Raw genomic sequence first — 12,023 nt, forward strand, 5'->3', positions numbered from 1 at the left:
AAATCAGTTGATATATGGATTTATAAGTATTTATAGTCTTAATCACTTGTTTTTTAGAATGTTGTTTTTTGTTACATAAAAACTTTTATTATCATCCTGAGGAGAAAAATGCGTAACGCCATCAAATTTAATGTGATAACACTTTGTATGTTTAATGTGCTCAATGTTGCCTATGCTGAAGAGCAATTAGACCAAATTGATGTGGTTGAAAGAATCATTGCTAATGAGAAAAAACCGTTTACTGAAGCGAAAGCGAAAAGTACGCGAGAACATGTTTTTAAAGAAACACAAAACATTGATAACGTTGTTCGTAGTATGCCGGGCGCATTTACTCAACAAGATAAAGGCTCCGGCGTCTTGTCGTTAAATATTCGTGGAGAAACCGGTTTTGGGCGGGCAAATACTATGGTGGATGGTGTTACACAAACATTTTATTCCACTTCAATGGATTCCGGGCAAGCTGGTGGTAATTCTCAATTTGGCGCATCCTTAGATCCGAATTTTATTGCCGGTATTGATTTAACGAAGGGAAACTTTAGTGGCACAAACGGTGTGAATTCTCTGTATGGCTCGGCAAATTTCAGAACATTGGGCGTCAATGATGTGATTGTAGGCGATAAGAATGTTGGTTTTATTATCAAAGGGATGACCGGTACTAATGCAACAAAATCCAACTATATGGCAATGACAGCCACCCGAAAATGGTTGGATAACGGCGGTTATGTAGGCATGTTATATGGATATAGCCGTCGAGAAGTGTCGCAAGATTATAAAATCGGCGGAGGTGGTCAGAAAATTGCCGATGTCGGTGATGACTTTTTGCAACAACAAAAAAAGAAAGAATTTACCGAAGCCGGGTTTGTGTTTGATCAAGCTAAAGGCCGTTGGATGCCGGATATGAATAAAAACATGTGGGCTTGTAACGCCCCCAAACCATCTCAACCTGAGGCCTATCCTTGCAGTTATTATCGTAATGCGGAGCGAAGACGAATTTTACAGGATCCAGAACACTCTCCTGAATTACAAAAACAAATTGATGAAACTAACGCTGCTTTTGAGCGCAATAACGACCAATATCGTTTGGCGCCATTGGATCCAAGCAGTATTCGTCAAAGCGCTCATAGTCATTTAGTCAAGTTTGAATATGCTGACGATCGCCATACGTTAAATCTACAATTACGTGCTTTGGATAATGCTATTGGTACGCGCAAAATTGAAAACCGTAATTATCAACTTAATTATAACTTCAATGATAATGGCTATGTTGATATGAAGCTGTTGTTAGCGCATAACGTGGGAAAATCCAAATATCCGCAAGGTTCACGATTTACCGGCTGGGAAGTATTGAAATATTTAGAAACAAAAAATACAGCTGATATTTTTGACATCAGTAACAGTTACACATTTACCTTGCCAAAAGACGTTGATTTAAAAACTACCTTAGGTTTTAACTTCTTCAAAAATGAATATAGCAAAAATCGATTCCCTGAAGAGCTTAGCTTATTTTACGACGGTTCTTCACAGCAGGGCGGTTTATACGATTTCCTAGGACGTTATAAAGGTTCAAAAGGCTTATTGCCACAAAAATCGAGTATCTTGCAGCCTTCCGGTGAGCAAAAGTTTCAGACCTTCTATTTAGATACGTCACTGACTCGTGATATCTATCAGCTGGATTACAGCGTGAATTTGATGAAGTATAAATTTAACGGGGAATATGCAGGTTACTATAATTCTCCTGAAGATTTTGAAAAAGCCTTTGGAAAGGATTCTCAAATTTATAAAAAATATTGTGATCCTAACGGTGGTTGTCAAATTTATGAACCTTTAGAAAGAAGAGCCGGTCACAAAACAGCAATAAACCATTCTGCGATTTTCAGTGCGCGTCTTCATGACTACTTTATGCCTTTCGTGGGCTATGCTAGAACGAACCGTATGCCAAATATTCAGGAAATGTATTTTTCTCAAGTCTCTGATGCTGGTGTTAATACGCATTTAAAACCGGAGCGTGCTTCGACTTATCAATTGGGTTTTAATACCTTTAAGGAAGGTGTTTGGAAAAATGATGATGTGTTGGGAATAAAAGTTGTCGGGTATCGTAGTTACATTAAAAATTATATTCATAATGTTTGGGGCGACTGGTGGCAAGGCGGTGCGCCTACTTGGGCAGAAAGCAACGGTTTTCAATTTACCATTGCACACCGTAATTATGCTAAAACGGTGAAAAAGAGCGGGGTGGAATTAGAGTTAAATTATGATATGGGCAGATTCTTTACGAATCTATCGTATGCTTATCAACGAACCAATCAGCCAACCAATTATAGTGATGCCAGTCCTCGTCCAAATAACGCATCAAAAGAAGATATTTTGAAACAGGGCTATGGCTTGAGTCGAATTTCTGCGTTACCAAGAGATTATGGTCGCCTTGAGCTTGGTAGCCGTTGGTTTGATCGGAAATTAACGGTCGGCGGTACAGTTCGCTATTACGGTGAAAGTAAACGTGCTTCCATTGAGGAACGGTATATTGATGGTACTACATTTGAGAAGAATGCCTTAAGACGTGGCCATCATGCAATTAAAGAAACGGAAAACATTGAAAAACAGCCGTTGATTTTTGATTTATATGTCAGTTATGAGCCAATTGAAAATCTGGTTTTAAAAACAGAAATTCAGAATCTGTTTGATAAGAAGTATATTGATCCGCTAGACGCCGGAAATGATGCGGCAACACAACGTTATTACAGTAGCGTAAGTAGCGCACCATCACAACCTTGCTCACCAGGAGAATTATGCCATACGGATGGCCATGGCGGAAAAACGAAATCTATTTTAAATAACTATGCTAGAGGACGAACCATCGTGTTCAGCTTGAGTTATCAGTTTTAGAGGAAGTTAAGAACCCAACAGCGATGATTCAAGCGGCCAAAATGGGTGAACAATCCAAGGAACTATTAGCCTTTAAAAATGGTGTATTAAATCGTTCTACCTTAGAATTTAGTCCACATTGTCGGGAAAACTGGCTCACTTCCTTTATTCCGCACGATTACACGAATCAGGAAGAAAATACACCGCACTTTGATAGTTGGTTGAATTTTGTTGCTGATGGTAAGGAAGATAAAAAGCAAGCAATCTTGGGCGCACTTTACGCGATTTTAACGAATCGCCATAACTGGCAATTATTCTTTGAAGTAACCGGTGATGGTGGCAGTGGAAAATCGGTATTTGCGCAAATTGCCACAATGTTAGCCGGCGAACAAAACACGGAAAGCGGGCGATTAGTCGATTTAGACGAACCGCGCGGCCGTGAAAACTTTGTGAATAAAACGCTCATTCTATGCCCGGAACAATCCCGCTATGGTGGTGAGGGTGGCGGACTAAAAAGCATTAGTGCGGGTGATTTAGTCAATATTGATCCGAAGCACAAAAGCAAGTTTAAAGCAGTCATTCCCGCGATTGTGCTAATCGTCAACAATGAGCCAACACGCTTCACAGAAAGAAACGGAGGTATTGAACGCCGCAGAGTGATTTTTCACTTTGATAAGGTGGTGCCGGAAAGTAAACGCGATCCGCACTTAATGGATAAGATAGAAGCTGAAGCAGGCGGAATTATTTATAAACTGATTCAGGCTTTTAAAAATCCGTTAGATGCGAAAAAAGCGCTAACCAAACAACAGGAAAGCGCCGAAGCGTTAGAAATCAAAATGAACTCAGATCATTTAACGGTGTTTTGTAGTTATTTCCTAACCTCCCAAGAAAGTAACGGGCTAGGAATTGGCAACGCGAAAACCGGACTTCCAAGAACGCACCTTTACCCGGCTTACTTGGTATTTACTGAAGCCAATAATATTCAAAATGCTTTAACACTGAATAACTTTACCGAATCATTAAGACAAGGATTGGCACAGCACAAAAATAAATACCCCTGCACCCGCAAACGGATAACTTCCGGCACGGAAAAAGGAAGATATATCACCAACGTACACTTTAAAGACTTTGACGAGTTTTATAATGAGTACATAAAATCAAATAGATAGTGAAAGGCGCGGCATAAAAACCGCGCTTTTTTTATCTAAAAAGGTGAATGCCAAGGTGAACAAAACCGACTTCCCCTTCATCTTATAACCAATTGAAAAACAAAGAAAAAGCAATCGGTGAACGAGTGAAGGCAGTTTTTAAATATTTTCCACGCACATCACTTTTAACGTTCACATTGTTCTACATAATCTCCCCAAAGTTGCATCACCGGCTTGCGTTATTCAAGGAAATCAGCCCTATCGTAAATCTTGCCTGTTTGCGTCCCCGTCTTGTGAGAAATACACATTTCAGCCACTTCATAATCAATACGCTGATCGGCTAAATAAGTGCGCCCGATTGTTCTTAATCCATGAGCAGTTTGTTTATTCTTGTAGCCTAAATCGACTAGCATTTTATTGATTGTTTGACTGCTCATTGGTTGGTTAGACTTAATCCAACTTTGAAAAACATATTCGCTTTTTACAGATATACTTTTCATTTTGTTTAGAATTTCCATAGCTTGGGAAGAAAGGGGAATTACAAAAGGATGTCTTTTCTTCATTCTGTTAGCCGGGATAGTCCATAAAGATTTTTTAAAATCAATTTCAGACCATGTGGCGTTACTTGCTTCAGCAGGGCGTACCATGGTTAATAACTGAAATTTGAATAATAACTTTGTTTGAATGGTCGCACTGGAATACATCACAGCTTTTATTAATTCCGGTAGTTCTTTTGGCGTTATTGCCGGGTTGTTGGTGGATTTTCCAAAGTTAAATACTTCATTGATTCGTAAGCAAGGATTAAAGGCAATTAGGCCGTAGTTTACAGCGAAATTAAGTACTTCATTCAATAGCAGAATAGTGCGCTTTAATGTATCGTCCTTGCCTTGGTTATAGAGTGATTCTAATGCTTCAATAACAACCTTTGGCAGAATTTCATTTATTGGCATATCACCAATAAAAGGAAACAAATAGATTTCCATGCGGCGCCAATCTTTTTTTAATGTCTCAGCTTCTACTTTTTGAACCTTCTTGGCCTTCCAACGATTAGCGACAGATAGCAAGCCAATCTATTTTCTATATGCTCAATAGCGGCTTTGTGTTCTTGTGGATCTATGCCTTGGGCCAACAAAGAGCGATATTCTTCACGAATAGAACGGGCTTGAGCTAAAGATAAAGCGGGATAAGTTCCTAAAGAAACTTTAGTACGTTTTTTAGTAAGTGGGCGGATATAGTTAAAACGCCATGATTTAACGCCGGTAGGCAAGACTAATAGAAATAATCCGTAGCCATCAGTAAGAGTGTATTCCTTATCTTTTGGCTTAGAGCTTTCTACTTCTGTATTGGTTAGAGGTTTAGTAATTTTAGGCATATTTGGTAACCATTTAACAATTTTATGTAACCACGGAAAAGGGGTATTAGCACATGGTTACAATCGTGGTTACAAAAAAGAGCGGTTAAGGGCGATTATCTACGAGGGGTACAATAGGGTAAAATGCTGTAATGTCTTATAAATACTGGCTTTAATTGGTGTTTTTGATGAGTTGCGAGGAGTTGCGATAAGTTTTTTGGTGCCCCCAACAGGACTTGAACCTGTGACCAATCGATTATGAGTCGACTGCTCTAACCGACTGAGCTATGGGGGCGGTAAGAGTTGCGGTGGGATTATAGGGAAATATCGGGTTAAAGTCTAGCCGCGCTATCTTGTGTGTTTTTAATTTAAACAAAAAAAGGATAAGCCTTTTAACTTATCCTTTTTCTTGTATTAAAAATTACTCGTCCAAGAAACTGCGTAAAGTTTCGGAACGGCTTGGGTGGCGTAATTTGCGTAGCGCTTTGGCTTCGATTTGACGAATACGCTCACGAGTCACGTCAAATTGTTTGCCGACTTCTTCTAATGTGTGATCGGTATTCATGTCGATACCGAAACGCATACGAAGCACTTTCGCCTCACGTGGCGTTAAGCCTTCCAACACCTCGTGTGTCGCCGCTTTTAAACTTTGTGCGGTGGCAGAATCCAAAGGAAGCTCTAAGGTAGAGTCTTCGATGAAATCACCTAAATGGGAATCATCGTCATCACCGATTGGAGTTTCCATGGAAATCGGCTCTTTGGCAATTTTCAGCACTTTACGGATTTTGTCTTCCGGCATGCCCATGCGTTCCGCTAATTCTTCAGGTGTAGCTTCGCGTCCCATCTCTTGCAACATTTGGCGAGAAATACGATTGAGTTTGTTGATGGTCTCAATCATATGCACCGGAATACGGATGGTGCGTGCCTGGTCTGCGATAGAACGGGTAATTGCCTGACGAATCCACCAAGTGGCATAAGTAGAGAATTTGTAACCGCGACGGTATTCAAATTTATCTACGGCTTTCATCAAACCGATGTTACCTTCTTGAATTAAATCAAGGAATTGTAAGCCACGGTTAGTGTATTTTTTGGCAATGGAAATCACCAAACGAAGGTTCGCTTCCACCATTTCTTTTTTCGCACGGCGGGCTTTGAGTTCGCCTTGTGCGATACGTTCACCAATTTCTCGAATTTGCGGGATGGTTAAATTCGTGTCTTGTTCAATTTGAACTAAATGAGCAATTGCTTGGCGCAATTCATCTTCATACTGTACGAGTTTTTCAGACCAAGACTTACCGGCGGCAAGCGCTTTTACCAACCATACATCGCTGGTTTCATGACCAATAAAACTTTTTTGGAAACTGGATTTTGGCATTTTAGCGTTATCCACCACAAGACGTTGAATCAGACGCTCTTGATGACGAACACGTTTCATCATATCTCGCGTGGATAAAACAAGGGTATCAAATTGCTTTGGCACTAAACGGAACTGAGTGAAAATATCCGATAATGCCTGAATTTCATCTTTGGCTTTTTTACCGGTTCGACCGTGTTTTGCAATGATTTCTAGCGTTTTTTGATGTTGTTGTCTAAGTGCGGTGAATTTTTCACGTGCAACCTCAGGATCAATGCTGTTATCGCTATCGCTGTCATCACTGCTGCTTTCTTCGCTATCTTCTTCATCTTCACTTTCATCATCCATTTCAGCAGCAGCTACGTTTTCTTCGCTTTCTTCTGCATGGAATTCATCTAATTCGGCCGTTTCTGATTCGCTTAATACGTTTGGATCCACGAAACCGGTAATTAAGTCGGCTAAACGAACGCCGCCACTTTCCACCAAATCATATTGTTCAATGAGATTGGTAATGGCTTCTGGGTAAGCGGCAATAGCACTTTGAACTTCGTTGATGCCTTCTTCAATTCGTTTAGCGATATCAATTTCACCTTCACGGGTGAGCAATTCTACGCTACCCATTTCGCGCATATACATACGCACCGGGTCAGTCGTGCGACCGAGTTCTGCTTCCACGCTGGATAATACTTGGGTTGCTTCTTCAACGACATCTTCATCGGTGATATTTTCATTGAGCATCAGATCATCCGCATCCGGTGCGGTTTCCAACACTTGAATCCCCATGTCGTTGATCATCTGAATAATATCTTCAATTTGATCCGCATCGACTAATTCTTCAGGGAGGCTGTCATTCACTTCGGCATAGGTTAAATAACCTTGCTCTTTCCCTTGAGCGATGAGTAGTTTCAATTGAGATTGTGGATTTTGATCCATATTTGATATCCGCCTTGCTTACTTATTTGGAGAAGATAAAATGCTAGGAATTCTAACATTCTTACTCAGGTTTAACTATTTCTTTTCTTGTTTTTTTACCAACAAATGTGAAAGCTCTTTTTTCTCGTTGAGATCCAATCCTTCCGCACGATCTTTAGCGATGAGCCAATGGATGCGTTTATCAACCAGTTGCAGGTAAAAGTAACGTAATGTTTCGCGGAACGTGTCCTCGATCTTATCGTCTTCAATCAAGTGGTTCCACGCCAGTAGTTTTTCAAGTATTTTTTGTTGTTTTGTATCACGCCAGTGTTCCAGTAACAGCCCTGCACTGATGCCTACTTTTTCGCGGCAAAGTGCGGTCAATTCTACGAGTAAATCGTAGCCTGGTTCATCCAAATTTTTGAGAGGTTCCAAATCCGGCACGAATTTCACCAGCTCCGGGTTTTGTAACAATAACGCAATTAAAATCCGCATGGGGGTTCGTTTGAATTGAATTTTTTGTGTAATCGGAGTGTTATCCGTTTGTAATTTCTCCGGAAGTAAACTTTCTAATTGTGCTGGATCTACAATAGCTAGTTTTTTAGCAAATAGATGGCGTAGCTCCATCCTTAATGCCTTGCTAGGGATTTTTTCAATTAAAGGTATTCCAAGGGCAGCAAGTTTAGTTTTGCTTTCTTTTGAAGAAAAATCCACTTTGGGGGTTAAGTGAGCGAACAAAAATTCACTTAAAGATTGCGCCTTCTCAATATATTCCTCGAAGCCTTGCTTACCATATTGACGAATGAAACTATCCGGGTCTTCGTCATCAGGTAAAAAGATAAATTTCAGTTGGCGACCATCTTCCATATAAGGCAACGCATTTTCCAGTGCACGCCATGCTGCATCACGCCCGGCGCGATCGCCGTCATAACAGCAAATGACTTGTTCCGTGGAGCGAAAAAGTAATTGAATTTGTTCCGAGGTAGTGGACGTACCGAGAGACGCCACGGCATAATTGACCCCGAATTGGGCGAGTGCCACCACATCCATATAGCCCTCTACAACCAGTAATTTTTGTGGTGAATCATCCGCCTGTAAGGCTTCAAATAAACCGTAAAGTTCACTGCCTTTGTGATAGGTGACGGTTTCCGGCGAGTTTAAGTATTTTGGTTTTTCATCGGTTAACACGCGTCCGCCGAAAGCTACGGTGCGCCCGCGACGATCGCGAATAGGGAACATAATCCGATTACGGAATTTGTCGTACACATTGCCACGATCATTGCGCGACAGCATGCCTAAATCGAACAGTTTTTGTTGCTCTTCACGTGTTTTACCAAATTGACGATAAACGGTATCCATGGCGTTTGGCACATAACCGATTTGAAAACGTTCAATGATTTCCGCTGATAAACCACGCTGTTGCAGATAACTTTGTGCAGGAATATTTAACGGTAATTGTTGCTGATAAAACTTAGCAATTTCCTGCATAAGTTCATACAGGTTACGTTTGGTTTGATAGCCAACTCGCTTGCCGTTATCGTTAAAGTGCGGTCGTTTTTCGTAGGGAATTTCTAAACCGAGAAAACCTGCCAGTTCTTCCACCGCTTCCACAAATTCCAGCTTGTCGTATTCCATCAAAAAGGAAATAGCATTGCCATGCGCACCACAACCGAAACAATGATAAAACTGCTTTTTATCGCTGACGGTAAAAGAAGGCGTTTTTTCATGGTGAAACGGGCAGCAGGCTTGATAATCACGGCCGGCTTTTTTCAGTTTTACGCGGGAATTAATTAAATCGACGATGTTAATTTTGGTTAAAATATCGTCTATAAATGTGCGGGGAATGGAACCTTTCATCGAGTATTTTGCCTCTTATTGTGAACGAAATATGAGCCTAACTGATGAGATTGAGAGAAAATAAAACCGTGAGCCTTGGAAGATTCACGGTTTTTATAACTCGAGTTAAAAATACTGCTAATTAGTATAAACGTGTATTGCGAGCGTTTTCACGAGCAACGCGTTTTGCGTGACGTTTTGCGCGAGTTGCATTTTCACGTTTACGAATTGTCGTTGGTTTTTCGTAGAATTCACGAGCACGAACTTCTGCTAAGATACCAGCTTTTTCGCAAGAGCGTTTGAAACGACGTAATGCTACGTCAAAGGATTCATTTTCACGAACTTTAATTACAGGCATAAGCCAATCACCTCAATGAGTTTAATTAATTTAATTGCAATTTAAATTTTACTTGTTGCCACAAGTCGTGGCAGATTCAATAAAGGTCGCAATTTTAATCCAACTTCACAGGAAAAGTAAAGGGAAGATTCACCTTTTCCTGAAATCCGTTTTGAGAAACTGGTTAAACCCTTGTAAAAAAGGTAAAATTCGCCCCAATTAAATCCCATATAAAGAGAACAAAAATGCGAATTTTAGGCATTGAAACGTCCTGTGATGAAACGGGCGTTGCCATTTATGACGAAGAAAAAGGCTTGATTGCTAACCAACTCCATACGCAAATTGCGCTACATGCCGATTACGGCGGCGTTGTGCCGGAACTGGCTTCGCGCGATCATATTCGGAAATTAGCGCCATTATTACAAGCCGCCTTACAAGAAGCCAATCTTACTGCGAAAGACATTGACGGCGTAGCCTATACAAGCGGTCCCGGCTTGGTCGGCGCATTGTTAGTAGGTTCTACCGTAGCACGTTCTTTAGCGTATGCGTGGAATATCCCTGCCATCGGTGTACATCACATGGAAGGGCATTTACTGGCGCCAATGTTGGAAGAAAATCCACCGCACTTTCCTTTTGTGGCGTTGTTGGTGTCCGGCGGACATACCCAATTAGTGCGTGTGGACGGCGTCGGACGCTACGAATTATTAGGCGAATCTATTGATGATGCCGCAGGGGAGGCGTTTGACAAAACGGCAAAATTACTCGGCTTGGATTATCCCGGCGGAGCGGCATTAGCCCGCTTAGCGTTAAATGGTACGCCGAATCGTTTTGCGTTCCCTCGCCCAATGACCGATCGTCCTGGTTTGGATTTCAGCTTTTCCGGTTTAAAAACCTTTGCTGCCAATACGCTTCATCAAGTGATGCAAGAAGAAGGGGAATTAACCGAGCAAAGCAAAGCGGATATTGCTTATGCGTTCCAAGAGGCTGTGGTGGACACGCTCGCCATCAAATGTAAGCGTGCGTTAAAGCAAACAGGCTTGAAGCGTTTGGTAATTGCTGGTGGCGTGAGCGCCAATAAACAGTTGCGCCAAACCTTGGCGGAGCTGATGCAACAATTGGGCGGTGAAGTGTTTTACCCGCAACCGCAATTTTGTACCGATAACGGCGCTATGATTGCTTACGCCGGCTTCTTACGTTTAAAACAAGGACAGCAGCAAGATCTTGCCATCGAAGTGCGTCCCCGCTGGGCAATGACCGAATTAACTGCTGTTTAATTCGATATCAAATCAAAGTGCGGTCAAAAATTTAAACGTTTTTTTGACCGCACTTCAGTTAAGGATACATTATGGACAACATTAAATTTAGAGCAATGCGTGCTGCCGGAATCGGCTGTTTTGTTATGTTAGCGATCATCGGTTTCTTTGTGTTTACCACACCGACAAATGAGCTTATCGATTTCTTAACAGAGATTGGCCAAATGGCAGGCGGGCGAACCACTATCGGTGTCTTTATTCTCGCCTCGTTACCGCCGTTAACCGGTTTTATCTGCTATTACTTTTGGAAATGGGTGCTCAAATAATGGCTAAGTTGTATTTTTATTATTCCACTATGAATGCAGGAAAATCGACAACTTTGCTGCAATCTTCCTATAACTACCGTGAACGCAATATGAACACGCTGGTTTATACGGCTGCCATTGATGATCGTTTTGGCGCCGGACGCGTGACTTCCCGTATTGGGATCAGTGAACAGGCGAACACCTTCGCACGTGATACGAATTTATTTGCAGAAATTCAACAACACGTAGCGAAAGAGCCGTTGCATTGTATTTTGGTGGATGAAGCTCAGTTTTTAACCAAAGCACAAGTGTATCAACTGAGCGATGTGGTGGATAAACTGAAAATTCCTGTTTTATGTTATGGCTTGCGTACCGACTTCCAAGCAGAACTTTTTGAAGGGAGTCGCTATTTACTGGCATGGGCGGATCAGTTAGAAGAACTCAAAACCATTTGCTATTGCGGACGTAAAGCCAATTTCGTATTGCGTTTAAATGAGCAAGGCGAGGTCGTCAAACAAGGGGATCAAATTCAAATTGGTGGCAACGACAGTTATTTATCGGTCTGCCGATTGCATTATAAAGAACGCATGGCTGAATAGATGGTTTCAAAGTGCGGTTGTTTTTTTAGGTTTTTTTGTAGGGACAGGCTTTATGCCTGTCCTTAT

General features: G+C 41.4%; 10 protein-coding genes and 1 tRNA gene. 5 read left to right on the forward strand and 6 right to left on the reverse strand.

The window, feature by feature from the left end; translation table 11 throughout:
• Positions 1–108 precede the first annotated feature (108 nt).
• Both LQ983_RS07355 and LQ983_RS07360 read left to right on the forward strand, forming a co-directional pair.
• On the forward strand, positions 109–2,883 hold the full coding sequence (locus LQ983_RS07355; protein WP_230622207.1) for a TonB-dependent receptor domain-containing protein: 2,775 nt from the start codon (positions 109–111) through the stop codon (positions 2,881–2,883).
• Positions 2,884–2,924: 41 nt separating this feature from the next.
• A complete protein-coding gene (locus LQ983_RS07360) occupies positions 2,925–4,031 on the forward strand; it encodes a phage/plasmid primase, P4 family (protein ID WP_230622208.1) in 1,107 nt (368 codons plus the stop codon).
• Positions 4,032–4,249: 218 nt separating this feature from the next.
• Here LQ983_RS07360 and LQ983_RS07365 read toward each other — a convergent pair whose 3' ends face one another.
• The 6 genes from LQ983_RS07365 to rpsU form a co-directional block, all read right to left on the reverse strand.
• Positions 4,250–5,074: a tyrosine-type recombinase/integrase gene (locus LQ983_RS07365; protein ID WP_370636654.1), complete on the reverse strand. Its 825-nt coding sequence runs from the start codon at positions 5,072–5,074 to the stop codon at positions 4,250–4,252.
• Complete coding sequence (locus tag LQ983_RS10065; protein ID WP_370636655.1) at positions 5,026–5,382, reverse strand: integrase arm-type DNA-binding domain-containing protein; 357 nt, start codon at positions 5,380–5,382, stop codon at positions 5,026–5,028. Before LQ983_RS10065 ends, LQ983_RS07365 begins: the two co-directional genes overlap by 49 nt.
• Positions 5,383–5,579: 197 nt before the next feature.
• Positions 5,580–5,656, reverse strand: a tRNA-Ile gene (locus tag LQ983_RS07370).
• A 126-nt stretch (positions 5,657–5,782) separates the two neighbouring features.
• Entirely contained in the window at positions 5,783–7,648 is a 1,866-nt protein-coding gene (gene rpoD / locus LQ983_RS07375) for an RNA polymerase sigma factor RpoD (RefSeq protein ID WP_109431962.1), read from the reverse strand.
• A 75-nt stretch (positions 7,649–7,723) separates the two neighbouring features.
• Positions 7,724–9,484: a DNA primase gene (dnaG, locus tag LQ983_RS07380; protein ID WP_109431963.1), complete on the reverse strand. Its 1,761-nt coding sequence runs from the start codon at positions 9,482–9,484 to the stop codon at positions 7,724–7,726.
• 121 nt (positions 9,485–9,605) lie between these two features.
• Positions 9,606–9,821 (reverse strand): 30S ribosomal protein S21, encoded by a 216-nt coding sequence (rpsU, locus tag LQ983_RS07385; protein ID WP_005701713.1) that lies wholly within the window; start codon positions 9,819–9,821, stop codon positions 9,606–9,608.
• A gap of 224 nt (positions 9,822–10,045) precedes the next feature.
• Here rpsU and tsaD point away from each other — a divergent pair, with 224 nt between their 5' ends.
• From tsaD to LQ983_RS07400, 3 genes are all read left to right on the forward strand, one after another.
• A complete protein-coding gene (tsaD, locus tag LQ983_RS07390) occupies positions 10,046–11,074 on the forward strand; it encodes a tRNA (adenosine(37)-N6)-threonylcarbamoyltransferase complex transferase subunit TsaD (protein ID WP_109431964.1) in 1,029 nt (342 codons plus the stop codon).
• A gap of 71 nt (positions 11,075–11,145) precedes the next feature.
• Positions 11,146–11,379 (forward strand): hypothetical protein, encoded by a 234-nt coding sequence (locus LQ983_RS07395; protein ID WP_006719229.1) that lies wholly within the window; start codon positions 11,146–11,148, stop codon positions 11,377–11,379.
• Entirely contained in the window at positions 11,379–11,957 is a 579-nt protein-coding gene (locus tag LQ983_RS07400) for a thymidine kinase (RefSeq protein WP_230622209.1), read from the forward strand. Before LQ983_RS07395 ends, LQ983_RS07400 begins: the two co-directional genes overlap by 1 nt.
• The last annotated feature ends 66 nt before the right edge of the window (positions 11,958–12,023 follow it).

Origin of the sequence: Aggregatibacter sp. Marseille-P9115 (assembly GCF_920939465.1) — a bacterium.
GTDB lineage: Bacteria > Pseudomonadota > Gammaproteobacteria > Enterobacterales > Pasteurellaceae > Aggregatibacter > Aggregatibacter segnis_B.

What these genes read in the sequence shown, in the direction of transcription:
- LQ983_RS07360 (WP_230622208.1), top strand. Translation starts at nt 2,925, where the DNA reads ATGGGTGAACAATCCAAGGAACTATTAGCCTTTAAAAATGGTGTATTA.
- LQ983_RS07395 (WP_006719229.1), top strand. Translation starts at nt 11,146, where the DNA reads ATGGACAACATTAAATTTAGAGCAATGCGTGCTGCCGGAATCGGCTGT.
- tsaD (WP_109431964.1), top strand. Translation starts at nt 10,046, where the DNA reads ATGCGAATTTTAGGCATTGAAACGTCCTGTGATGAAACGGGCGTTGCC.
- LQ983_RS10065 (WP_370636655.1), bottom strand. Translation starts at nt 5,382, where the DNA reads ATGCCTAAAATTACTAAACCTCTAACCAATACAGAAGTAGAAAGCTCT.
- rpsU (WP_005701713.1), bottom strand. Translation starts at nt 9,821, where the DNA reads ATGCCTGTAATTAAAGTTCGTGAAAATGAATCCTTTGACGTAGCATTA.
- rpoD (WP_109431962.1), bottom strand. Translation starts at nt 7,648, where the DNA reads ATGGATCAAAATCCACAATCTCAATTGAAACTACTCATCGCTCAAGGG.
- LQ983_RS07355 (WP_230622207.1), top strand. Translation starts at nt 109, where the DNA reads ATGCGTAACGCCATCAAATTTAATGTGATAACACTTTGTATGTTTAAT.
- dnaG (WP_109431963.1), bottom strand. Translation starts at nt 9,484, where the DNA reads ATGAAAGGTTCCATTCCCCGCACATTTATAGACGATATTTTAACCAAA.
- LQ983_RS07400 (WP_230622209.1), top strand. Translation starts at nt 11,379, where the DNA reads ATGGCTAAGTTGTATTTTTATTATTCCACTATGAATGCAGGAAAATCG.